Here is a 24288-nt window from a genome sequence, read left to right on the forward strand (position 1 = left end):
AGTTTACTCCAGTTCTAAACGCTGAATCTGTAAGCCGTCATCCGCCACGATCTGTAGCTGGTCGTTATTGCAGAGCGGGCAGCGGCGGACGTGCTGCGAGACAAGATGGACGTACTGCTGGCAGCGTTCGCACCAGCATTCAGCCTGTTGTTCGGCGATATGCAGTTCGCACCCCTCCGCCAGCGTGCCCCGGCAGACCAGCTCAAAGCAGAAGGTCAGGGCGCTGGCTTCCACGCAGGAAAATGCGCCGACCTTGAGCCACACGCCGGTCACCCGTCGCGCGCCGGCCTGCTGCGCCTGTTGTTCAATAATTTCCAGCGCCCGCTGGCTGAGGGTGATTTCGTGCATAGTCGCCTCCGTATCGCAATGCGCCTTGTATGCAATAACGATGCCAGAATGAAATCGTCGTGGCCGTCGATGTCGATGTCGACGCCCCGGGGCTGTCATCGACATGTCGCGTCGGCAGGGATGAATACAAAAACATAGTTAAATCAATTAAATAAAACCTGGCATGAAAAATGCTTAGAGGGTGCATCTCATGCAACGGAGAAACCGATATGACTATTTGGGAAATAAGTGAAAAGGCGGATTACATCGCCGACCGTCACCGGCAGCAGCAGGAGCAGTGGCACATCTACTGTAACTCGCTGGTTCAGGGGATCACCTTGTCGAAGGCCCGCCTGCATCACGCGATGAGCTGCGCGCCGGATAAAGAGCTGTGCTTCGTGCTGTTCGGCCATTTTCAGGTGTTTGTCGCGCTGGCGGAAGGCTTTAACAGCCACACCATCGAATACTACGTCGAAAACAAAGGCGGCGGTGATAAGTACCTGATTGCTCAGGCCACGCTGGCGGCAGATGGCACGGTGGACGGGCGGATCAGCAACCGCTCCCGCGACCAGGTGCTGGAGCACTATCTGGCGATTATCGCCACCGTCTATGACCGTCTGTATGACGCCATGGAGCAAGACCAACCGGTGGATTTAAGCCATCTGGCCCTGACCCACTGATCGCGAGGTGTCGACACGTGTCGAAAATGACACCTGCGCAACCTGATTTCGTCAAAAATGACTTTCACCCGAGGATGACCCGGTGAACCGTTTTGTAATTGCTGACTCCACTGTCTGTATCGGCTGCCGCACCTGCGAAGCCGCCTGCTCTGAGACGCATCGCCAGCACGGCCTGCAGGCTATGCCGCGGCTGCAGGTGATGCGTAATGAAAAAGAATCGGCACCGCAGATGTGCCACCACTGCGAAGATGCCCCCTGCGCCACCGTCTGCCCGGTTAACGCCATCCAGCGCGTCGATGGCGCCGTCCAGCTCAACGAGAGCCTGTGCGTAAGCTGCAAACTGTGCGGCATCGCCTGCCCGTTTGGCGCCATCGAATTTTCCGGCAGCCGTCCGCTGGATATTCCGGCCAATGCCAATACCCGACTGGCGCCCCCCGCGCCGCCGGCGCCGGCCCGTGTCAGCTCGCTGCTCGACTGGGTGCCCGGCGTGCGCGCCATTGCCGTGAAATGCGACCTCTGCCACTTCGATGACCAGGGCCCGGCCTGCGTGCGGACCTGCCCGACCAACGCGCTGCTGTTGGTGGATAGCCGGGATATCGCCCAGGCCAGCAAGCGTAAACGCCAGCTGACCTTTAATACCGACCTTGGCGACTTGTCGCTGTTCCAGGCGCAACAGGGGGAGAGGGAATGAGTGTAATGGGATTAGTCAATCAGGCGGTAATGTGGTACGCCGCCAGCGCCGTGCTGGCCTTTGTGTTTGCCATGCGTAAACCGCTCAGCGGCGCTATTGCCGGGATCGGCGGCGCGGTGGCCAGCGCCATGCTGGTGGTTGCCGGCGGCGCAGCGCTCTTGATGCCGGAACGGATCCACGGCGGCATGCTGCAGTTTCTGCATCTGACGATGCGGGTGGGCGGTGTCAACGCGCTGTGGCTGCTGGCCATCGGCCTGTCGGCGCTGCCGGTGTCATTGTTCAATATTAGCTGGCATCGCCATCCGCAGGTGAAGGCCAACGGCCTGCTGGTCAACCTGCTGTTGGCCGCCGCCACCTGCGCGGTGGTGGTGACCAATATCGGTTCGCTGGTGGTGATGGCGGAGATCATGGCGCTCTGCGCGGCGTTTCTCACCGGCTGCGCCGCCTCCGGTAAGCTGTGGTTTGCCCTGGGGCGTCTCGGCACGTTGCTGATGGCCTGGACCTGCTGGCTGGTGTGGTCGACCTACGGCACCCTCGAGCTGGCGCAGATCAACCTGCAGGCGGTGGATATGATGCAGAACCCGCTGCTGTGGCTACCGGGGCTGGTGGGTTTCGCCCTGCTGGCCGGGGCGATCCCGCTGCACGGCTGGGCGCCGCAGGCTCACGCCGGGGCCAGCGCGCCAGCCGCCGCGCTGTTTTCCACCGTGGTGATGAAGGTCGGTCTTTACGGCATGCTGACCGTCTCGCTGGCCGGCGGCGTGCCGCCGCTGTGGTGGGGCGTCATGCTGCTGGCGCTGGGGATGATCACCGCCTTTATCGGCGGGCTGTATGCCCTGATGGAGCATAACATTCAGCGTCTGCTGGCCTATCACACCCTCGAGAACATCGGCATCATCCTGCTGGGGCTGGGCGCCTTTGTTACCGGCGTGGCAACCCGCAACAGCACGCTGATGGTGCTGGGTTTTATCGGCGGTATGTATCACCTGATTAACCACAGCCTGTTCAAAACCACGCTGTTCCTCGGCGCCGGGGCGGTGTGGTTCCGTACCGGCCATCGCGATATCGAGAAGCTGGGCGGCATCGGTAAAAAAATGCCGTTGATCTCCCTCGCCATGCTGGTAGGACTGATGGCAATGGCGGCCCTGCCGCCGCTGAACGGCTTCGCCGGCGAGTGGGTTATCTACCAGTCCTTCTTCAAAATGAGCACCGGCGACCTGTTTATTGGCCGTCTGCTGGGGCCGCTGCTGGCCGTCGGCCTGGCGATCACCGGCGCACTGGCGGTGATGTGTATGGCGAAAGTCTATGGCGTGACCTTCCTCGGCGCGCCGCGGACGAAAGAGGCGGAAAACGCCACCTGCGCCCCCTGGCTGATGACCCTGAGCGTAATACTGGCGGCGGTCTTCTGCCTCGTTGGCGGCATCGCCGCGCCGTGGCTGCTGCCGCTGGTGAGCGGCGCCTTCCCGGTGCAGGCTCAGGTATCGAGCGTGGTATCGCAGCCGATGATCGCGCTGCTGCTTATCGCCTGCCCGCTGCTGCCGTTCCTGCTGATGATCTTCTTTAAAGGCGATCGCCTGGCGGCGCGCTCGCGCGGCGCGGCGTGGGTCTGCGGTTACGACCACGAGCAGTCGATGGTGGTAACGGCCCACGGCTTTGCCATGCCGGTGAAAGAGGCCTTTGCGCCGTTGCTGAAGCTGCGTCACTGGCTGAACCCGGTGCGTCTGGTGCCGGGCTGGCAATCGGCCTCGGCGCCGGCGCTGCTGCGCGGGATCGCGCTGGTTGAGCTGGCGGTGCTGGTGGTGATTGTCATTTCGCGAGGAGCCTGAGAATGAGTCTGTTAATTGCATTGCTACAGGCGCTGGTGCTGTTTGCCGTCGCGCCGCTGTTGTCCGGGATCGTTCGCGTCGCCCGCGCGCGGCTGCATAACCGCCGTGGACCGGGGGTACTGCAGGAGTATCGCGATATCCTGAAACTGCTGAGCCGCCAGAGCGTCGGCCCTGACGCCTCGGGCTGGGTGTTTCGCCTGACGCCGTACGTCATGGTGGGCGTGATGCTGACCATCGCCACCGCGCTGCCGGTGGTGACGGTGGACTCTCCGCTGCCGGTGCTCGGGGATCTCATCACCCTGATCTACCTGTTCGCCATCGCCCGTTTCTTCTTTGCCATTTCTGGTCTGGACACCGGCAGCCCGTTTACCGCGCTGGGCAGCAGTCGCGAAGCGATGCTCGGCGTGCTGGTGGAGCCGATCCTGCTGCTGGGCCTGTGGGTGGCGGCGCAGGTCGCCGGCTCGACCCATATCAGCACCATCACCGATACCCTTTACCACTGGCCGGCGGCGCGCAGCATTCCACTGATTCTGGCGCTGTGCGCCTGCGCCTTCGCCACCTTTATTGAGATGGGCAAACTGCCGTTCGATCTGGCGGAAGCAGAGCAGGAGCTGCAGGAGGGCCCCCTGTCGGAATACAGCGGCAGCGGCTTTGGCATCCTGAAGTGGGGCATCAGCCTCAAACAGCTGGTGGTGCTGCAGATGTTTGTCGGGGTCTTTTTCCCGTGGGGTCAGATGACCAGCTTCAGCGTCGGCGGCCTGCTATTGGCGCTGGTGGTCGCCATCGTCAAGCTGGTGGTCGGGGTGCTGATTATCGCGTTGTTTGAAAACAGCATGGCGCGTCTGCGTTTTTGTGCCACCTCCCGCGTCACCTGGGCCGGGTTTGGTTTTGCCTTTTTAGCTTTCGTCTCCTTGCTGGTGGCGTGATTAAGAGAGTTTGAGCATGTCTGAAGAAAAAATCGGTCAACACTATCTTGCGGCGCTGCACCAGGCCTTTCCGGGCGTGGTGCTGGACGAAGCCTGGCAGACCAAAGACCAGTTAACTATCACCGTGAAGGTCAACTACCTGCCGGAAGTGGTGGAGTTTCTCTACTACCAGCAGGGTGGCTGGCTGTCGGTGCTGTTCGGCAACGATGAACGTAAGCTCAACGGCCACTACGCGGTCTATTACGTGCTGTCGATGGAGCAGGGCACCAAATGCTGGATCACCGTGCGTGTGGAAGTGGACGCCAACAAACCGGAATACCCGTCGGTGACGCCGCGCGTCCCGGCGGCGGTGTGGGGCGAGCGCGAAGTGCGCGATATGTACGGCCTGGTGCCGGTCGGCCTGCCGGACGAACGTCGTCTGGTGCTACCGGACGACTGGCCGGACGAACTCTATCCGCTGCGCAAAGACAGCATGGACTATCGCCAGCGTCCGGCGCCGACCACCGACGCGGAAACCTACGAGTTCATTAACGAGCTCGGCAGCAAGAAAAACAACGTGGTGCCGATCGGCCCGCTGCACGTCACCTCTGATGAACCTGGCCACTTCCGCCTGTTCGTTGACGGCGAGAACATTATCGATGCCGACTACCGCCTGTTCTACGTCCATCGCGGGATGGAAAAGCTGGCGGAAACCCGCATGGGCTATAACGAAGTGACCTTCCTGTCGGACCGGGTGTGCGGCATCTGCGGCTTCGCCCACAGTACCGCTTACACCACCTCGGTGGAGAACGCGATGGGCATCGTGGTGCCGGAGCGGGCGCAGATGATCCGCGCCATTCTGCTGGAGGTGGAACGCCTGCACTCGCACCTGCTGAACCTCGGTCTGGCCTGCCACTTTACCGGCTTTGACTCCGGCTTTATGCAGTTCTTCCGCGTGCGCGAAACCTCAATGAAGATGGCGGAAATTCTCACCGGCGCGCGTAAAACCTACGGCCTGAACCTGATCGGCGGGATCCGCCGCGACCTGCTGAAAGAGGACATGATCCAGACCCGTCAGCTGGCGCAGCAGATGCGCCGCGACGTGCAGGAGCTGGTGGATATGCTGCTCAGCACGCCGAATATGGAACAGCGTACCGTCGGTATTGGCCGTCTGGATCCGGAAATCGCCCGCGACTTTAGTAACGTCGGCCCGATGGTGCGCGCCAGCGGCCACGCCCGCGACACCCGCGCCGACCACCCGTTTGTCGGCTACGGCCTGCTGCCGATGGAAGTCCACAGCGAGCAGGGTTGCGACGTGATATCTCGCCTCAAGGTGCGGATCAACGAGGTTTATACCGCGCTGAATATGATTGATTTCGGTCTCGATAACCTGCCGGGCGGCCCGCTGATGGTGGAAGGGTTCACCTATATTCCGCACCGCTTCGCACTGGGCTTCTCCGAGGCGCCGCGCGGCGACGATATCCACTGGAGCATGACCGGCGACAACCAGAAACTGTACCGCTGGCGCTGCCGGGCGGCGACCTACGCCAACTGGCCGACCCTGCGCTATATGCTACGCGGCAACACCGTTTCCGATGCGCCGCTGATCATCGGCAGCCTCGACCCGTGCTACTCCTGTACCGACCGCATGACCGTTGTCGACGTACGCAAGAAGAAGAGCAAAGTGGTGCCGTACAAAGAGCTGGAGCGCTACAGCATCGAGCGTAAAAACTCGCCGCTGAAATAAGGAATCGCCATGTTTACCTTTATTAAAAAAGTTATTAAGACCGGCACCGCGACGCACGCCTACCCGCTGGAGCCGATGCCAGTGGACAAAAACTTCCGCGGCAAGCCGGAGCATACGCCGCAGCAGTGTATCGGCTGCGCGGCCTGCGTGAACGCCTGCCCGTCGAACGCCCTGACGGTCGAGACCGATCTGGCCACTAAACAGCTGGCGTGGCAGTTTAACCTCGGGCGCTGCATCTTCTGCGGCCGCTGTGAAGAGGTGTGCCCGACGGCGGCGATTAAGCTGTCGCCGGAGTATGAGCTGGCGGTGTGGAAGAAAGAGGATTTCCTCCAGCAGTCGCGCTTCGCTATCTGCCACTGCCGGGAGTGCCAGCGTCCGTTCGCGGTGCAGAAGGAGATCGACTACGCCATCGCGCTGCTCAAGCATAACGGCGATACCCGCGCCGAGCTGCACCGTGAAAGCTTCGAAACCTGCCCGGAATGCAAGCGCCAGAAATGCCTGGTGCCGTCCGATCGTATTGAACTGACCCGCCATATGAGGGAGGCCAGCTGATGAGTACTTTACTTGGCCCGCGCGATGAAAACGGCATACCCGTGCCGATGACGGTGGATGAATCCATCGCCAGCATGAAGGCCTCGCTGCTGAAGAAAATTAAACGTTCGGCCTACGTCTACCGCGTCGACTGCGGCGGCTGCAACGGTTGCGAAATTGAAATTTTCGCTACCCTTTCGCCGCTGTTCGACGCTGAACGCTTCGGGATCAAAGTGGTGCCTTCGCCGCGCCATGCCGATATTCTGCTGTTTACCGGGGCGGTGACCCGCGCCATGCGCTCCCCGGCGCTGCGCGCCTGGCAGTCGGCGCCGGATCCGAAGATCTGTATCTCCTACGGCGCCTGCGGCAACAGCGGCGGCATCTTCCACGACCTGTACTGTGTCTGGGGCGGTACCGATAAAATCGTACCGGTCGATGTCTATATTCCGGGCTGCCCGCCGACGCCCGCCGCCACCCTGTACGGCTTCGCCATGGCGCTCGGCCTGCTGGAGCAGAAAATCCATGCTCGTCTGCCAGGCGAACTCGACGAACAGCCGACCGAGCTGCTGCATGCCGATATGGTGCAGCCCCTGCGGGTGCGCATCGATCGCGAAGCGCGGCGTCTGGCGGGCTATCGCTATGGCCGGCAGATTGCTGACGACTATATGCGTCTGCTCGGCCAGGGCGACAGCCAGGTGCTGCGCTGGCTGGAGGCGGAGAAAGATCCGCGTCTGACCGAGATCGTCACCCATCTCAACCAGGTGGTCGAGGGGGCGCGTATCCGATGAGCGAGACGGTGGTGTTCAGTCAGCTGAGCCGTAAATTTATTGATGAGAACGACGCCACGCCGGATCAGGCGCAGCAGGTGGTCTATTACAGCCTGGCGATTGGCCACCACCTCGGCGTCATCGACTGTCTCGAGGCGGCGCTGAGCTGCCCGTGGGACGCGTATCTGGCATGGATCGCCACCCTTGAGGCGGGCAGCGCCGCGCGGCGCAAAATGGAGGGCGTGCCGAAGTATGGCGAGATCGTCATCGACAGCAGCCATGTGGCGATGCTGGCCAACGCCTTTGATAAAGCGCAGTCCGCGCAGACCCCGCAGCAGCAGGCGTGGAGTAAAACGATGCTCAGCATGCTGCATGATATTCACCAGGAGAGCGCCATCTATCTGATGGTGAGGAGATTACGTGACTGACGTTTTACTCTGTGTTGGCAACAGCATGATGGGCGACGACGGTGCCGGCCCGCTGCTGGCGGAGATGTGCGCGGCGAACACGGCCGGCCAGTGGGTGGTCATCGACGGCGGCAGCGCGCCGGAAAACGACATCGTGGCGATCCGCGAATTACGCCCCGAACGCCTGCTGATTGTCGATGCCACCGATATGGGCCTTAACCCCGGCGACATTCGCGTCATCGACCCCGACGACATCGCCGAGATGTTTATGATGACCACCCATAACATGCCGCTCAACTATCTGGTCGATCAGTTGAAAGAGGACGTCGGCGAGGTGATTTTCCTCGGCATTCAGCCGGATATCGTCGGTTTTTATTATCCGATGACCCAGCCGGTAAAAGAGGCCGTTGCCCGGGTGTACCAGCAGCTGGCAGACTGGCAGGGCCAGGGCGGCTTTGCCCGGCTGGAGGCTGAAGACGATTAACCCAGCGGCGAACCGGGCTCTCCGCCGGCGCACGACTGACCTGCCGGGAGCCCCGTTCCCGGCGGCGCCAGCTCAAGATTCTCTATCACTAATTTCCCGGGCGACACCGAGACTCTGACCTGCGTGCCGACCGGAAACCCCGCCTGCTCCAGCCAGTCGCCGTTCAGGTTCAGGGCTGCGTGGCGGGTGTAGCGCCGCGTCTCCCGCGTTTTGCGGTCTTCATGGCGTTTTCTGACATATCCCACGGTTAACTGGCGAATGGCCCTGGCTATCCCTCTGGCTGCGGTAGTGTGCTGTGCGCTCATGATGTGCTCCTTGCTGAAGATACCCCTGTAAAAGTACTGGATAAAATACCAGTTATTGTGAACAGGAGGCAAACCAGAAACTGGAATCAGGCTCGAGAAAAAAGCATGTAATAGATGCAACAGAAAGCAGACGCCCGTCCCCCGTTTATCGCGGGGAATGGGCGCGCGTGGGCGAGGACGCTTAGTCGAGATCGGCGCCGTTGCTGGCTATCACCTTCTGGTACCAGAAGAATGACTTTTTACGCTTACGCGCCAGGGTGCCGTTGCCGGCATCGTCGCGATCGACATAGACAAAGCCGTAGCGCTTGCTCATCTCGCCGGTTGACGCCGAGACCAGATCGATGCAGCCCCAGCTGGTGTAGCCCAGCACCGGAATACCGTCGCCGATAGCGTCGCGCATTGCCCTGATGTGCTCGCGCAGGTAGCTGATGCGATAGTCGTCATTGATGTCGCCATTGGCATCGATCTCATCGCGGGCGCCAAGCCCGTTTTCCACCAGGAACAGCGGTTTCTGATAGCGGTCGTACATCATGTTCATGGTGATGCGCAGGCCCAGCGGGTCGATGCCCCAGCCCCATTCGCTGGCCGGGATGTGCGGGTTCTTCAGCGACTTGACGATATTGGCGGCATTGGTGTTGCTGGCGTTCATCTCCGCCGAGGCGCAGCGCGACGCATAGTAGCTAAAGGAGACGAAATCGACGGTGTTTTTGAGGATCTCGTCATCGCCCGGCTGTTTCGCAATCGTGACCCCTTTTTCCCGGAACACCCGCGCGGCCCACACCGGATAGGCGCCGCGCGCCTGGACGTCGATAAAGAACAGATTTTCGCGGTCCTTCTCCAGCGCCATCCACACATCTTCCGGCTTGCAGGAGTAAGGATAGAAATTGCCGCCCGCCAGCATGCAGCCGACCTGATTTTGCGGGTTAATCTCATGGGCGATTTTTGTCGCCAGCGCGCTGGCCACCAGCTCGTGATGCGCGGCCTGGTACTTCACCTGCTCCTGATTTTCACCCTCTTCAAACACCAGCCCGGCGCCGGAGTAGGGACTATGTAGCATAATGTTGATTTCATTGAAGGTGAGCCAGTATTTCACCAGACCGTCAAAAGCTTCAAAGCAGGTGCGGGCGTAGTGGCTGAAAAAATCCACCATTTTGCGGTTGCGCCAGGAGCCGTACTCCATCACCAGATGCATCGGCACGTCGAAATGACACAGCGTGACCAGCGGCTCGATACCGTGCTTTTTGCACTCCTCAAACAGTGAGCGATAGAAGGCGATGCCCTGCGGATTCGGCTGCTGCTCGTCGCCGCGCGGGAACAGGCGGCTCCAGGCGATGGAGGTGCGAAAGACGCTGAACCCCATCTCGGCCATCAGGGCAACATCTTCTTTATAGCGATGGTAAAAATCGATCGCCTCATGGCTGGGGTAAAATTCGTCTTCACGCAGCGTAAAGCGCTTCTCCAGGCCTAATTTTACCGGCAGGCGGTGAGCGCCGTGGGGGAGGGTATCCACGGTGGTCAGCCCCTTACCGCCTTCAAGATAAGCGCCTTCAGACTGGTTGGCGGCCAGTGCGCCGCCCCATAAAAATCCCTGTGGGAAACTCGCCATGCATTACCTCATTATCAATTGTGTGTTCAGGCGTGGGATGCCTGGGCCCGGGCCTGGCGCGCTCTGGCGTCGGCAGCGGCCTGTTCAACGGGAATATCTTCAAAGCCGAGGATCAGCGTCAGGGCAAACGACAGCACCACCGACAGCGCCATCACGCCAAATACCCAGACGATAGTCATCGGATTGGCTGGATCGAAAAACTGCACGCTGGTAAACAGCCCTGGCGCCGCCATCGAATGGCTGGCCAGACCGGCGATTCCCGCCACCGCGCCGCAGATAAAGCCGCTGATTAAGCTGGCGATCAGCGGGCGCTTCAGGCGCACCGCCACGCCGTACAGCGCCGGTTCGGAAATCCCGGCCAGAATCGCCGATGCCGCGGCGGCCAGCGCCGTCTGGCGCAGCTCCGGGTTTTTGGTTTTCCACGCCACCGCCAGCGACGATCCGCCCAGCGACAGGTTGGCGCCGATCTCCGATGGCATCACCATGCCCTCTTTGCCGGTTTCGGCGATGGTCTGAATGATGGTTGGCGTAAAGACGCGGTGCATCCCGGTCATCACCAGCAGTGGCCACAGCCCGCCCATGATCGCCACCGACAGCCAGCCGAGATAGCTGTGGATCGTATACACCAGCGCGGAAATGGCGCTACCGATCCAGATGCCCAGCGGGCCAATCAGCAGGATCGCCAGCGGGGCGGCGATCAGCACGATCAGCATCGGCTTAAGGAAGTTTTTCGTCACCGCCGGGGTAATGCGATCCACCCAGCGCTCGATATACGACAGGCACCAGGTCATCACCAGCGCCGGGATCACCGTGTAGGTGTATTTCACCGCGGTAACCGGAATAAAGGCAAATTCAACGTGTTCGCCCTGGGCGGCTTTGGCCATCAATTCGATAAACCCGGGATGCACCAGCACCCCGGCGATGGCGATAGCCAGCGACATATTGGTTTTGAATTTCACCGCCGCGGAGGCGGCCACCATCAGCGGCAGGAAGAAAAATGCGCCATCGCCGATAAGCGCCAGAAGTGTCAGCGTCGGCGAGCCTTTCGGCAGTGCGCCGCTCATCTCAAGGATCATTGCCAGCAGCTTGACCATCGATCCGCCGATAATCGCCGGGATCAGCGGCGACATGGTGCCGATCAGCGCGTCAAGGATCCCGGCGCCGATGCGTTTCAGGGTTAGCGGCGCTTTGCCCTGCGGCTCAGCCGGGCGCAGGTCGCCAGGCAGCAGATTCACGACCTCGCGGTAGGCCTGGGAAACGGTATTGCCGATGATCACCTGGCACTGGTTATCGCTGCGCACAACGCCGAGTACCCCGGTCAGGCCTTTCAGGGTGGGGCTATCGACCATTTCGTCGTCTTTGACCACGAAGCGCAGACGGGTCATGCAGTGGGTCACGGCGGCGACGTTATCGACTCCGCCGATTGCCGCGACTATCTGTTGCGCCAGGGCTGCATAATTTTTCGACATCGGATTTTATCCTGTTTATCAATAGGGTACTGATCTGCTACCGCGCCGCATCGCCGGGCGATACCATGTTTATATAGGAAACCGGTTCCACAAAATCATGGTGAGTTTCATTTGATTGCACAAGGAATAAAAAAAGATGATCTCAATTTTGTGATTTTGATCGCGAAGCGTCGCCGTGAGCCGGATCGCGGTGGTGAACAGGGGAATGCTGTAAAAGCGGGAAACGTGCAGTACACTGCCTGCAACTTTTGCAACAGGAAGAATCACATGGCAACGATGCTGGAGGTCGCAAAGCGCGCGGGGGTATCGAAGGCAACCGTTTCGCGGGTACTGTCGGGCAACGGCTATGTCAGTCAGGAGACCAAAGACCGGGTGTTTAAGGCAGTGGCGGAGAGCGGCTATCGGCCTAATCTGCTGGCGCGCAACTTGGCGACCAAAACGACGCAAACCCTGGGCCTGGTGGTGACCAACACCCTGTACCACGGCGTCTATTTCAGCGAGCTGCTGTATCACGTGGCGCGGATGACGGAAGACAAGGGACGACAGCTGATCCTGGCCGACGGCAAGCACAGCGCGCAAGAGGAGCGGGAGGCGATCCAGTACCTGCTGGACCTGCGCTGCGATGCGATCATCATCTACCCGCGCTTTCTCACCGTTGACGAGATGGACGAGATCGTCGAGAACCACTCGCAGCCGATCATGGTGCTTAACCGCCGCCTGCGCCGCCACGCCAGCCACTGTGTCTGGTCCGATCAAAAAGCCTCGGCGATGCGGGTGGTGGAGCGGCTGATTGCGCTTGGCCATCGCGATATCGCCTTTATTACCGGCTCCCTTGACTCACCCACCGGCGTCGAACGCCTTGCCGGCTACAAAGACGCGCTGGCTGGCCATGGCATCGCCCTGAACGAGGCGCTCATCGCGGAGGGGCGCTGGACGCCGGAAACCGGCGCGGCGGCGGTGGAGATCCTGCGTCAGCGCGGGGTGACCTACAGCGCGCTGGTGGCGAGCAATGACGATATGGCGATCGGAGCGATGAAGCAGCTTCACCAGCTGGGCGTTAAGGTTCCGGATCAGGTCTCGGTGGTGGGGTTTGATGATATTGTGCTGGCGCCGTATATGGTGCCGTCGCTCGCCAGCGTTCGGGTACCGGTGACGGAGATGATTAAAGAGAGCATCAATCGGCTGATATTTATGCTGGATGGTGGGGAGTTCAACTTTCAGCAGAGCTTCCCCGGGGCGCTAATTGAGCGTGATTCACTGGTGGCGGGTCCCTGTGCCTGACGTCGTCAGCTGTCATCGTCACTACTGACGATGACAGCAAATGTTCGATTTAATTCTCTTAACTATCAATAATATAAAAACTGGAACGTATTATGCATACTCCGGCGCCTAACCTTCTTACTGCTGGAGAAATGGATGAACCGTTTCATTATCGCCGATGCGAGCAAATGTATCGGCTGTCGCACTTGCGAAGTGGCCTGCGTGGTGTCCCATCAGGAACATCAGGATTGCGCCGCCCTGACGCCTCACACCTTTCAACCGCGTATTCACGTGATCAAAGGGGTCAATGTCTCCACGGCGACCGCCTGCCGTCAGTGTGAAGACGCCCCCTGCGCCAACGTCTGCCCGAACGGCGCCATCAGCCGCGATAAAGGCTTTGTCCATGTGATGCAGGAGCGCTGCATCGGCTGCAAAACCTGCGTTGTTGCCTGCCCGTACGGGGCGATGGAGGTGGTGGTGCGCCCGGTGATCCGCCATAGCGGCGCCGGACTGAACGTCGTGGCGGAAAAAGCCGAAGCCAACAAGTGCGACCTCTGCTTCCACCGCGAGAGCGGCCCGGCCTGCATGGAAGTCTGCCCGACGCACGCCCTGGTGTGCGTTGACCGCAATAAACTCGAGCAGATGAATATCGAGAAACGTCGTCGTACGGCGCTGGCCTGGTAAGTCGTGGCATGAACGGGGTGCAAATCCGCATTCGCGGTAAAGTGCAGGGGGTGGGGTTCCGCCCCTTTGTCTGGCAGATGGCCCGGAGGCAGGCGCGCTGCGGCGATGTCTGTAATGACGGTGACGGCGTCCTGGTGCGGCTGGCCGGGGGCGACGATGGTTTTACTGCCGCCCTGGCTGACCACTGCCCGCCGCTGGCGCGTATCGACAGCACCGACTGCACCCCTTATTGCTGGACGGCCACGCCGCAGGATTTCACCATCCGCGAGAGCGGGGCGGGATGCATGCGCACTCAGATTGTGCCCGATGCCGCGACCTGCCCGGCGTGCCTCGCGGAGATGAACGATCCCCGGGCACGCCGCTACCGCTACCCCTTTATCAACTGCACCCACTGCGGGCCGCGGTTAACCATTATCCGCGCCATGCCCTACGACCGGCCCTTCACCGCAATGGCGCCGTTCCCGCTCTGTTCCCCTTGTGAGGCGGAGTTCCGCGATCCTGCGGATCGCCGTTTTCACGCCCAGCCGGTGGCCTGCCCCGACTGCGGACCGCGGCTGGAATGGCGGGCAGAGGGGGAAACGCTGAACAGCGAGGCGGCGCTGCAGGCGGCCATCACGCGGCTGGCGGCAGGCGACATCGTGGCGATAAAAGGCATCGGCGGCTTTCATCTGGCCTGCGATGCAGGTAATCCTACTGCCGTTGCCACGCTGCGGGCGAGGAAACACCGTCCGGCGAAACCGCTGGCGGTGATGTTGCCGTCAGCGGCGGGCTTACCCGCCGATGCCGCGGCGCTGATGGGCTCCCCGGCGGCGCCCATCGTACTGATTGCTAAAGCGCAGGTCTCCGGCCTGTGTGACGAGATTGCGCCAGGACTTGCGGAAGTAGGGGTGATGCTGCCGTCTAATCCGCTGCAGCATTTGCTTCTGCAGGCCCTGGCGCGCCCCATCGTCATGACCTCCGGCAACCTTAGCGGCCGTCCGCCGGCGTTAAGTAATGCTCAGGCGCTCAACGACTTAGCCGACATTGCCGACGGCTTTCTCTTGCATAATCGCGACATCCTGCAGCGAATGGATGATTCGCTGGTGCGGTCAAGCGGTGAAATGCTGCGCCGCGCCCGGGGCTACGTTCCGGATGCGCTGCCGCTGCCGCCGGGGCTACGAGACATCCCGCCGCTGCTGGCTCTCGGCGCGGATATGAAAAATACCTTCTGCCTGGCGCGCGGCAGCGAAGCGCTGCTGAGCCAGCACTTTGGCGATCTTGGCGAGGAAGGCGTTGAACAGCAGTGGCGCAGCACCCTGCAGCTGATGCAAAGCATTTACGCGTTTGTGCCGCAGCGGGTGGTGGTTGATGCCCACCCCGGCTATCGCTCAACGCAGTGGGCGGCGTCCCTGTCGCTGCCGGTGGAGACGGTGCTGCATCACCATGCTCATGCCGCGGCGTGCCTGGCCGAGCACCGCTGGCCGCTTGACGGCGGCGACGTTATCGCCCTGACCCTCGACGGCATCGGCATGGGGGAGAACGGCGCGCTGTGGGGAGGGGAGTGCCTGCGGGTTAACTATCGCCAGTGCGAACATCTTGGCGGGTTGCCGGCCGTCGCGCTGCCGGGCGGTGACCTGGCGGCGCGCCAGCCGTGGCGAAATCTGCTGGCTCAGTGCCTGGCCTTTGTCCCTGACTGGCAGGATTATCCGCAGACCGCCCCCCTGCGCCAGCGCAACTGGCCGCTGCTGGCGCAGGCCATCGATCGCGGTATTAACGCGCCGCGCGCCTCGTCCTGCGGACGGCTGTTTGATGCCGTCGCCTGTGCGCTGGATTGCGCGCCGGAGAGCCTGAGCTATGAAGGCGAAGCAGCCTGTCGGCTGGAAGCGCTGGCCGTCAGCTGCCCCGGCGTCAGCCACCCGGTTACGCTGCCGTGGCGCGACGACGTGCTGGACTTAGCCACCTTCTGGCGACAATGGCTGGGCTGGCAGGCCACCCCGGCGCAGAAAGCCTGGGCCTTCCATGACGCCCTGGCCTGTGGGCTGGCGGCGATGGCCCGCGACTGCGCCACTGCCCGCGGTATCGAGACGATGGTCTGCAGCGGCGGGGTGCTGCATAACCGCTTGCTGGCGGCGCGATTGACCTTTTATCTGGCGGATTTTACTCTGCTGTTGGCGCAGCAGTTGCCGGCCGGCGACGGCGCAATCGCATATGGTCAGGCGGTGATCGCCGCCGCCCGCGGGCAGGCTCAAGGAACACAACAATGATAATGACAGTTTTACGCCAGCAGCCGCGCGCTGCGGGACTGGTGTTGGGGTTGATCGCGGCGAACTTACTGGCCTGGTGCTGGGCGCTGCAGGCCTTTGGCGACAGCGGCGCGCTGATGGCCGCCAGCCTTCTGGCCTGGGGCTACGGTCTGCGCCACGCGGTGGATGCCGACCACATCGCGGCGATTGATAACGTGACCCGCAAAATGATGCAGCAGGGGCGGCGGCCTTTCGCCGTCGGGGCCTGGTTCTCGCTGGGCCACTCATCGATTGTGGTATTGGCCTCGGCGGCGATTGCCGCGACCGCCACGGCCTTCAGCGCGCAGATGAGCTGGCTGCATGACACCGGTAGCGTCATCGGCACCGCCGTGTCGGCCCTGTTTTTACTGGCGATGGCTTTTATCAACCTGGTGATTTTACGCAGCGTGTGGCGCAGCTTTCGGGCGTGGAAGCGCGGTGAGAAGGTGAGCGACGAAATCGTCAGCGGCGGCGGCATAATGAGCTGGCTGTTTGGTAAAACCTTCCGTCTGGTCAGCCGCAGCTGGCAGATGTACCTGGTCGGCTTCCTGTTCGGCCTCGGTTTTGATACCGCTACCGAAATCGGTGTGCTGGGTATCTCCGCCGCCGGCGCGTCGAGCGGGATTTCCGTCTGGTCGATTATGGTCTTCCCGGCGCTGTTCGCCAGCGGTATGGCGCTGGTGGATACCCTCGATAACGTGCTGATGGTCGGCGCCTACGGCTGGGCGTTCAGCAAACCGCAGCGCAAGCTCTATTACAATATGACCATCACCGGCACCTCGGTGGTGGTGGCGCTGTTTATCGGCGGCCTGGAAGCGCTGGGCCTGCTAATGGATAAGTTTGCGCTCAGTGGCGGGATATGGCGCTGGGTGGGGATGTTAAACGATAACCTTGGCGATGCCGGATTTGTGGTGGTCGGGTTGTTTGTCGCCTGTTGGGCGCTGTCGGTGCTTAACTACCGCTGGCGCGGCTACGACAATCTGGCGCGTTAATCTGGATATTTTCCCGGCTTGCGCTGTGCTTAGCCGGGCTACCCTACCTGCCCGGCGGCGCTGCTCTGACCCAGGTCCTGGCGATGCATCGCTCTGCGTCAATAATCTCAATTACTTAACTCATTGAAAAATTATTATTTTTTATCAAATCTTCATTTTCCCCCGTTTTAACGACCCGAAGCATCTGTGATTTACCTCTTATTTACATAATTTAAACCACTCGTTAACTGGATAAAAACACGACAGCCTCGTTATAGTAGTTTTGTAAAATAAAACTAAGTTGTACAGAGTGCAACAATGGCGAGATGTTCATGGAGATCGTTACCGCGCCGCACCTTGCGGCCAGAAACGTGTGGCTTGCGTTACCTGGTGAAGCAACATGACAACCCAGGCAGCCCATCCTCATCTCCGGACGCGGCAAAACGGACGCATCAGGCTGAAGTCACTTATTTCGTCACTACATCGTTTTCCTGATAAACATAATGAAACCCTGCGAGGAAACCATGACCGATCAATTACCGAACCGCGCTATCGATAACGATGCGCTGGAAAAAGAGACCATGCGGCGGGTTATCTGGCGCATCCTGCCTTTCCTGGTTGTCAGCTACCTGGTGTCGATTATTGACCGGGGCAATATTGGTATGGCTGCGCTGCAGATGAATGAGGATCTGGGCCTGAGTAAGGCGGCTTTTGGCTTCGCCAGCAGTTTGTATTTTGTCGCCTATTTTATCTTTGAGGTGCCCAGCAACCTGGCGATGCAGAAGGTGGGGGCGCGCTTGTGGATCCCGCGCATTATGATCAGTTGGGGAGTGGTATCGATGTGTATGGCGCTGGTGCAGAACACCACCTCCCTTTACATCGTCCGTTTTTTACTGGGCGCTGCCGAAGCGGGCTTTTTTCCGGGCGTGGTACTCTATCTTACCTGGTGGATCCCGTCACGCTACCGTGCGCGTATTATTGCCTCTTTTATGGTGGCCATTCCGCTGGCTAACTTTATCGGCTCACCGCTTTCAGGGCTGATCCTGATGCTGGATGGCTGGTTAGGGCTGCGCGGCTGGCATCTGTTATTCATTATTGAAGGGTTGCCGGCGGTGCTGCTGGGGATTGCCGCTTTCTTTATTTTGCGCGACCGCCCGCATCAGGCTGGCTGGTTAAACGACCGGCAGAAGACGTGGCTGGAAAACACGCTTCAGGCGGAGCGCCAACAGCAGAAACAGATCGGCCATACCACCACATGGCAACTGTTGAAGCATCGCCAAATCTGGCTGATGGCGTTGATTTACGCCGGTGCGTCGTCTGCCGGCACCACGCTTAGCGTCTGGTCTCCACAGCTGCTGAAGTCGTTCCATCTTGATAACCTGACCACCGGGCTGCTGAATGCCATCCCCTATGGACTGGCGTCGGTGCTGATGATTGTCTGGGGACGCAGTTCGGACCGGAAAAATGAACGCCGCTGGCACACGGCGCTTACCCTCTTTATGATTGCGGCTGGCGTGTTCGCGGCGTTTATCAATCTGTCGCTTCCGGCCACCATTATGATCCTCAGTACCATACTGATTGGCGCTTATGCGGCGAAGGGCCCCTTCTGGGCGCTGGCATCGGGCTGGATGAGCAGCACGTCAGCCGCCGCCGGGCTGGCGGCCATCGGCGCGATCGCCAACCTGATTGGCGGCGCGGTGATGGTGAATGCCTATGGCATTATTAGCGAACGGACAGGAAGCCATACGCTGGCGATGCTGCCGCTGGCCGCCTTGTGTCTGGCAGGCGGCATTGCGGTGCTGGCCATGGGACGGCGTTACTCGCAGACTGCCAGGCAGGAAAAACAGATGACCCATTAATAAGCAAAGGCGGGATTTTTCCCGCCTTCTTAGCCAATCTTACTCTTTCAGACCGTAAAACCTTTCGCAGAATGGCTTGCTGGCGCCTAGCTTGAGCGACAGGCGGTTGGCCGTCTCCTGCATGAGCTGGCTGATGCCGTTTTCTTTACGATCTTCCGTCAGACGCGATGCCGGCCCGGTCAGGGCCAGCGCCGCGATCAGTTTATCGTGGACGCCAAACACCGGCATTGCGAAGGCCGCGGTGTGCGGGTCGCGCGCGCCGGAGGTATAGAACGGCAGCGTCGGTTCGTCTTCCTGCAACGATTCACCCAATCCCCAGTGGCGTAAAACCTTGCTGATAGCGGAACCATCCAGCGGGAACTGGCTGCCGGGCAGGTTGCTGTGGCGTAATCCCTGGGAGGCTTCGGCGCGGAACAGACACAGGCGCTGTCCCCCCTCAATCACATACCAGCTCGCGCTTTCGCTGGAGGCCTGTGACAGCGCCTGCAATTCCGGCTGTACGACTCTGGCAAGTTCAAATGATTGCTCATAGAGCTTGCCGAGATAGAGCAGACGGTGGCCGAGCGTATAGGTGCCATCGTCGTGCCGGATGATGTAGTTCATTCGCTCAAGCGAATTCATCAGGCGATAAACGGTTGTTTTGTGATATCCCGAAAGCTGGGCCAGCTCCGTTAACGTCAGACTGTCATTACCGGGACGGAAGCAATCAAGTAAAGCCAGCGCCTTTTCAACGGCAATTACGCCTTCATTCCCCATCATGTTCTCCTTTTTGCCGAACAAAATTGTACCTGAATTTTGTGAGTAACTTCGTGTTTACATCACAAACAACTTCGCAACACTGGCGAAAAGCGAAGCAATGTTCGTATAGTTGTTTTATATAGTACACGTGAGTTGTATCTAGTAAAACAAATGGAGAGTAACCATGCCTGCTTCGCAACAGAAACTCATCAACTTTGATATTGCGCGTGTTGACGCGGAAGAGGTCCGCCAGGCCGCCGAATTTCAGGCCGCCATTCTGGCTGACGTGGCCGGACGCCGTGGCACATTACATGGCCGCATCAAGCCGCTGGCGCCGCATATGGCGGTTGCCGGGCCAGCGATTACCGTAGAGGTCCGCCCGGGGGATAACCTCGCTATTCACGCCGCAATGGCCGTCGCCAAACCTGGCGATGTGCTGGTCATCGACGGGAAGGGCGATCTCTCCTGCGCGCTGCTGGGAGAGATCATGGCCACGCTGGCCCAGGCCAGCGGTATCGCAGGGATTATCATTGACGGTGCCGTTCGCGATGCGGAAACCTTAAGTAACCAACTCTTTCCGGTTTTCGCCGCCGGCCTGAATCCGTGCGGCCCCACCAAGTTCATTCCAGGCAGGGTCAATCACGCTATTTCAGTCGGTGGCGCCGCCGTGCAGGCAGGTGACTTAGTGGTAGGGGATATTGACGGCGTGGTCGTTATCCCGCGCGATGAAGTTCGCACCATCATCGAACTGGCGAAAGGCAAACTGGCGATGGAATCAAAACGTCTGGTTGCTATCCGCGACGGCGACCTTCGTCCGCACTGGCTGGAGAGCGCTCTGCGTCAGGCAGGGATGCTGAGCGAAGGGGAGACACTGCCATGAGCGCTAAAAACGTCATCCTGATTACCGGCAGCGATTTGGCTGCAGCAGCGCTGGAGATGCTGGAAGATTACGAGCTTGTCTTTGCCGGCCGCCAGCCAACAGAATCCCAGCTGATAGCCTTGTGCCAGCAGCACAATCCGCTCGCGATACTGGTGCGCTATGGCAAAATCACGGCCGCCGTCATGGATGCCGCCCCGGCATTGAAGGTGATTGCCAAACATGGCAGCGGCATTGATGTCATTGACGTTGAGGCGGCCACCGCGCGCGGCATAATGGTTCGCGCGGCGACGGGGGCCAATGCCGCCGCGGTTTCCGAACACACCTGGGCGTTAATTCTGGCCTGTGCCAAGTCGGTCATTCCGCTTGACCGCCGCCTGCGTGAAGGGCACTGGGATAAATCAACGCATAAATCACTCGAACTTGAGGGCAGAACGCTGGGACTGGTCGGCCTCGGCGCTATTGGCAGCCGTGTGGCGAAAATTGCCGTCGCCTTTGGTATGAAGGTTCTGGCTTACGATCCCTACGCGAAAACGGTCCCGCCGGAATGTGAACGTGTTGACGAACTCAAAGACCTGCTGATGCAGGCCGATGTTCTGTCCCTTCATTGTCCCTTGACGCAACATAACAGAGGAATGATCAATGCCGCCACGCTGGCGCAGTGTAAGCCGGGCGCTATCCTGGTGAATACTGCGCGCGGCGGGTTGATTGACGATGTGGCGCTGGCCGCAGCATTAAAAGCGGGGACCTTGCGCTGGGCGGCGCTCGACAGCTTTCACAGTGAACCACTCACCACGCCGCATATCTGGCAGGCGATTGATAATGTCATTCTGTCTCCGCATGTGGGTGGCGTTAGCGATGCCTCTTACGTGAAAATGGGGACCGCCGCCGCAGCCAACATTCTGCAGGTGCTGCAGGAGTCGGCTCAGACAGAAACAACGTTTTGAGTGTTAACCGAACCTGCGCTCCCGGTTAATTTTTCGGCACTCTGTTTTCCGTGGCGCAGGGAGCGGCCAGACGCCGCCCCTGCGCCGGCGGCGCTGCGCTTGCGCGGGCCTACAGTATATGAGCTTACGGGCGGCCTCCGTAGGCCGGGTAAGCGTAGCGCCACCCGGCAAAACAGGGCTGCCTGGACGGTAATCAACTCACCAGTTGCTTGAGCAGCGCAAAGGCTTCTTTCATCTTGTCTTCGCTGACCACAAAGGCACGCAGTTGATTCTCTGCATCCAGGCCTTTCGCCACCAGCCCCTCTTTGGCGGCCACGATATTCCACGTCAGATCGTCGCGGCGGGTGTCGCCGGCCAGATGCAGCGGCAGATCCGGGGTTTTCACTTTCACCAGCATTGGCGGCAATGTGAGCTCGCCCGTCTGCGCCAGAAGGTTTTTACTCAGGCACATGGCGCTGAGTAAAATCGGCTGCAGGAACGGCAGTACCGTACCGTTGATTTCCGCGCAGTCGCCGAGGGCGTAAATCGCCGGGTCGCTGGTTTGCAGCTGGTTATTGACCACCACGCCGCGGTTAATCTGCAATCCAGCGTGGCGCGCCAGCGACGTTTCCGGGCGCAGGCCGGCGGCGGCCACCACCGCATCGACGGTTATCGCGCGCTGGCGATCGAGGCTGACGCGGATGCCGTCGGCGGTGTGTTCCAGCCCTTCGAGCTGCGTTTTCAGCATCAGATGTACGCCCATCTCGGTAAGCCGATGCTGCAGGCGGCTGCTGGCCTCCGGCGGCATCAGCGCCGCCAGCACGCTGGCTGAGTTATCGACTACCGTTACCGCTTTACCGGCGCGGCAGAAATCCATCGCCAGTTCGCAGCCAATCAGGCCGCCGCCGACGATCAGCACCCGCCTGGCGTCGTGCAGCTGGCTCTGCGCCGCGCCGTATTCGCGCTGGCTGTTCAGCGTCAGCATCAGCTCGCGTCCCGGTACCGGCGGGATAAACGGCGTCGCCCCGGTGGCCAGTACCAGTTTGTCGTAGCGCCACTGGTTATCCTGGCTCTTCACTAACCGGTTTTCGGCGTCGATATCGCTCACCCAGGTATGGGGAAACAGACGCAGATTATACTGCTCGGCGAACTCGCCGGCGCTTTGCAGGGTCAGATCGTCGGCCTTCTGCCCGCGGCTGATGACATGGCTGAGGTCGGGTTTGTTGTATTCATCCATGCTATCGGCGGCGATTAAGGTCAGCGGGATTTGCGTATCCTGCTTACGGATATTTTTCACCAGCTGTCGGGCCGCGAAGCCCGAGCCGATGATGACGATGCCATCACTCATTTTGCCTCCGTCGCCAGTACGTCAAAGACATCTTTGCCAAGAGAACACTCAGGGCAGAGGAAATTGTCCGGCACTTCACTCCACGGCGTACCCGGCTGGACATCCTGGTTAGGTTCGCCTTTCGCCGGGTCATAGACCCACTGGCACACGCTGCACTGCATCATGGGACCGAGGTCAGCGGCCGCGGCGGCGGCACAGGCACAGTCCTGTTGTTCCGGCGTTGTCGCTGCTTCAGCAACCGGCAGCGGAGAGAGGGCCCACTGGCGGGCGATGTCACGACCGTGTTGGCGGCACAGTTCCAGTGCGTCGATATCCGGGCGCCATTTGGCTTTCAGGCTCAGTGACATCTCAAAGCCGGCATCCTGCAGGCGGGTGGACAAGCGGTCTACCGCGCCGCCGCTCCAGCCGTGTGAGCCAAAGGCGCTGGCGCGTTTATTGCGAAAACGCAGCCCGGTCATCTCTTCCACCAGCCCGGCGATTTTCGGCATCATCACGTTGTTCATGGTGGAGGTGCCCACCAGCACACCTTTCGAGCGGAAAACGTTGGTGAGAATGTCGTTTTTGTCGCTGCGGGCGACGTTGAAGATTTTTACCGCCACCCGCGGGTCAACTTCGGTGATCCCCTGGGCAATGGCGTCCGCCATCATACGGGTGTTGTTGGACATGGTGTCGTAGAAAATCGTGATGCGATCTTCCTGATAATCCGCCGCCCACTCGAGGTATTTCTCGACGATTTGCGTCGGGTTATCGCGCCAGACCACGCCGTGGGAGGTGGCAATCATCTCCACCGGCAGGTTGAAGCCGAGGATTTCAGTAATTTTCGGCGTCACCAGGCGGCTGAAGGGCGTCAGGATGTTGGCGTAGTAGCGTTGGCACTGTTCGTACAGTTCAATCTGGTCCACTTCATCGTTGAACAGGTGTTCGTCGCAGTAGTGCTGGCCGAAGGCGTCGTTGCTGAACAGCACCGCGTCGCCGGTCAGGTAGGTCATCATGCTGTCGGGCCAGTGCAGCATCGGCGTTTCCACGAAGATCAGCTGTTTACCATTACCGATATCGAGAGTATCGCCGGTTTTCACCACGTGGAAGTTCCACTCAGGATGATGATGGTGGCCGTTGATCGAGTCGATGGCGTTGGCGGTGCAGTAGATCGGCGTATCCGGGATCTGCATCATCAGTTCGGTCAGCGCGCCGGCATGGTCCTCTTCGGCGTGGTTAATGACGATGTAGTCGAGGTCGGCGAGATCGATTTCGCTGCGCAGGTTCTGCACGAACTCGCGGCTGAATTTATGATCGACGGTATCAATCAGCACGTTTTTCTCTTCGCGGATGAGATAGCTGTTGTAGCTGCTGCCGCGCAGCGTTTTATATTCGGTGCCGTGGAAATCACGCACTTCCCAGTCACGTTGGCCAACCCAAAGAATGTTATTTTTAACCGCAATAGACATAGCAACCTCAATCAATACAGTGTGTTTAAACTCAGTTGACTGGCTTATATCAAGTTGCATGCCAACTTTTTAATTCATTGATAATTAGCTATTTTTAATTTTTTCTGATTTTGATTGCTGTCAAAATGACAATGGCTAAAATAGTCGATATGACAATGCGTGTTGTCAAAATGACAA

General features: G+C 60.1%; 23 protein-coding genes. 16 read left to right on the forward strand and 7 right to left on the reverse strand.

Features of this window, described 5'->3' with window-relative positions:
- Positions 1-3 precede the first annotated feature (3 nt).
- Positions 4-348, reverse strand: a complete 345-nt coding sequence (gene hypA, locus SP68_RS05215; protein WP_012540763.1) for a hydrogenase maturation nickel metallochaperone HypA — start codon at positions 346-348, stop codon at positions 4-6.
- 209 nt (positions 349-557) lie between these two features.
- Here hypA and hycA point away from each other — a divergent pair, with 209 nt between their 5' ends.
- From hycA to hycI, 9 genes are all read left to right on the forward strand, one after another.
- Positions 558-1007 (forward strand): formate hydrogenlyase regulator HycA, encoded by a 450-nt coding sequence (gene hycA, locus SP68_RS05220; protein ID WP_004205645.1) that lies wholly within the window; start codon positions 558-560, stop codon positions 1005-1007.
- Positions 1008-1089: 82 nt separating this feature from the next.
- Positions 1090-1698, forward strand: a complete 609-nt coding sequence (locus SP68_RS05225) for a 4Fe-4S dicluster domain-containing protein (RefSeq protein ID WP_012540764.1) — start codon at positions 1090-1092, stop codon at positions 1696-1698.
- Positions 1695-3521, forward strand: coding sequence for a formate hydrogenlyase subunit 3 (gene hycC / locus SP68_RS05230; protein ID WP_012967357.1), 1827 nt, complete (start codon positions 1695-1697; stop codon positions 3519-3521). Before SP68_RS05225 ends, hycC begins: the two co-directional genes overlap by 4 nt.
- 2 nt (positions 3522-3523) lie before the next feature.
- Positions 3524-4447 (forward strand): respiratory chain complex I subunit 1 family protein, encoded by a 924-nt coding sequence (locus SP68_RS05235; protein WP_012967358.1) that lies wholly within the window; start codon positions 3524-3526, stop codon positions 4445-4447.
- Between the two features lie 16 nt (positions 4448-4463).
- Positions 4464-6173 carry a formate hydrogenlyase subunit HycE gene (gene hycE / locus SP68_RS05240; RefSeq protein WP_004151044.1) on the forward strand — a complete coding sequence of 570 codons (1710 nt, stop codon included), beginning with the start codon at positions 4464-4466 and terminating at the stop codon, positions 6171-6173.
- Between the two features lie 9 nt (positions 6174-6182).
- A complete protein-coding gene (locus SP68_RS05245; protein ID WP_016161699.1) occupies positions 6183-6725 on the forward strand; it encodes a formate hydrogenlyase complex iron-sulfur subunit in 543 nt (180 codons plus the stop codon).
- Entirely contained in the window at positions 6725-7492 is a 768-nt protein-coding gene (locus tag SP68_RS05250) for an NADH-quinone oxidoreductase subunit B family protein (protein WP_002914891.1), read from the forward strand. Before SP68_RS05245 ends, SP68_RS05250 begins: the two co-directional genes overlap by 1 nt.
- A complete protein-coding gene (locus SP68_RS05255) occupies positions 7489-7899 on the forward strand; it encodes a formate hydrogenlyase maturation HycH family protein (protein ID WP_008806180.1) in 411 nt (136 codons plus the stop codon). The genes SP68_RS05250 and SP68_RS05255 overlap by 4 nt, the downstream gene beginning before the upstream one ends.
- Positions 7892-8362 carry a hydrogenase maturation peptidase HycI gene (hycI, locus tag SP68_RS05260; protein WP_040968821.1) on the forward strand — a complete coding sequence of 157 codons (471 nt, stop codon included), beginning with the start codon at positions 7892-7894 and terminating at the stop codon, positions 8360-8362. The genes SP68_RS05255 and hycI overlap by 8 nt, the downstream gene beginning before the upstream one ends.
- Here the strand turns inward: hycI and SP68_RS05265 are convergent.
- The 3 genes from SP68_RS05265 to ascF form a co-directional block, all read right to left on the reverse strand.
- Entirely contained in the window at positions 8359-8667 is a 309-nt protein-coding gene (locus tag SP68_RS05265; RefSeq protein ID WP_012967361.1) for a SymE family type I addiction module toxin, read from the reverse strand. The two genes, hycI and SP68_RS05265, sit on opposite strands and share 4 nt — an antisense overlap.
- Positions 8668-8848: 181 nt before the next feature.
- The gene (locus tag SP68_RS05270) at positions 8849-10273 is read right to left on the reverse strand and encodes a 6-phospho-beta-glucosidase (protein ID WP_008806177.1); all 1425 of its coding nucleotides are present in this window, start codon (positions 10271-10273) and stop codon (positions 8849-8851) included.
- A 26-nt stretch (positions 10274-10299) separates the two neighbouring features.
- Entirely contained in the window at positions 10300-11742 is a 1443-nt protein-coding gene (ascF, locus tag SP68_RS05275; protein WP_040968820.1) for a PTS cellobiose/arbutin/salicin transporter subunit IIBC, read from the reverse strand.
- 267 nt (positions 11743-12009) lie between these two features.
- Between ascF and SP68_RS05280 the strand changes: the two genes are divergently transcribed.
- From SP68_RS05280 to SP68_RS05300, 5 genes are all read left to right on the forward strand, one after another.
- Positions 12010-13023 carry a LacI family DNA-binding transcriptional regulator gene (locus tag SP68_RS05280; RefSeq protein ID WP_022065321.1) on the forward strand — a complete coding sequence of 338 codons (1014 nt, stop codon included), beginning with the start codon at positions 12010-12012 and terminating at the stop codon, positions 13021-13023.
- 135 nt (positions 13024-13158) lie between these two features.
- Positions 13159-13686, forward strand: coding sequence for an electron transport protein HydN (gene hydN / locus SP68_RS05285; RefSeq protein WP_008806174.1), 528 nt, complete (start codon positions 13159-13161; stop codon positions 13684-13686).
- 8 nt (positions 13687-13694) lie between these two features.
- A complete protein-coding gene (gene hypF, locus SP68_RS05290) occupies positions 13695-15929 on the forward strand; it encodes a carbamoyltransferase HypF (protein WP_040968819.1) in 2235 nt (744 codons plus the stop codon).
- The gene (locus SP68_RS05295; protein ID WP_016161693.1) at positions 15926-16939 is read left to right on the forward strand and encodes a HoxN/HupN/NixA family nickel/cobalt transporter; all 1014 of its coding nucleotides are present in this window, start codon (positions 15926-15928) and stop codon (positions 16937-16939) included. Before hypF ends, SP68_RS05295 begins: the two co-directional genes overlap by 4 nt.
- A 503-nt stretch (positions 16940-17442) precedes the next feature.
- Positions 17443-18777 (forward strand): MFS transporter, encoded by a 1335-nt coding sequence (locus tag SP68_RS05300; RefSeq protein ID WP_022065928.1) that lies wholly within the window; start codon positions 17443-17445, stop codon positions 18775-18777.
- A gap of 39 nt (positions 18778-18816) precedes the next feature.
- Here SP68_RS05300 and SP68_RS05305 read toward each other — a convergent pair whose 3' ends face one another.
- On the reverse strand, positions 18817-19533 hold the full coding sequence (locus SP68_RS05305; RefSeq protein ID WP_008806170.1) for an IclR family transcriptional regulator: 717 nt from the start codon (positions 19531-19533) through the stop codon (positions 18817-18819).
- A 166-nt stretch (positions 19534-19699) separates the two neighbouring features.
- Between SP68_RS05305 and SP68_RS05310 the strand changes: the two genes are divergently transcribed.
- Positions 19700-20395: an RraA family protein gene (locus SP68_RS05310; RefSeq protein WP_040968818.1), complete on the forward strand. Its 696-nt coding sequence runs from the start codon at positions 19700-19702 to the stop codon at positions 20393-20395.
- Positions 20392-21339, forward strand: a complete 948-nt coding sequence (locus tag SP68_RS05315; RefSeq protein ID WP_008806168.1) for a hydroxyacid dehydrogenase — start codon at positions 20392-20394, stop codon at positions 21337-21339. The genes SP68_RS05310 and SP68_RS05315 overlap by 4 nt, the downstream gene beginning before the upstream one ends.
- A 193-nt stretch (positions 21340-21532) precedes the next feature.
- On the opposite strand, the gene norW is transcribed toward SP68_RS05315, so the two are convergent.
- Positions 21533-22666: an NADH:flavorubredoxin reductase NorW gene (gene norW / locus SP68_RS05320; protein ID WP_038421691.1), complete on the reverse strand. Its 1134-nt coding sequence runs from the start codon at positions 22664-22666 to the stop codon at positions 21533-21535.
- Complete coding sequence (norV, locus tag SP68_RS05325) at positions 22663-24111, reverse strand: anaerobic nitric oxide reductase flavorubredoxin (RefSeq protein ID WP_032731130.1); 1449 nt, start codon at positions 24109-24111, stop codon at positions 22663-22665. The genes norW and norV overlap by 4 nt, the downstream gene beginning before the upstream one ends.
- Positions 24112-24288: the final 177 nt, after the last annotated feature.

The sequence above is a fragment of the Klebsiella variicola genome, from assembly GCF_000828055.2.
Classification (GTDB): domain Bacteria; phylum Pseudomonadota; class Gammaproteobacteria; order Enterobacterales; family Enterobacteriaceae; genus Klebsiella; species Klebsiella variicola.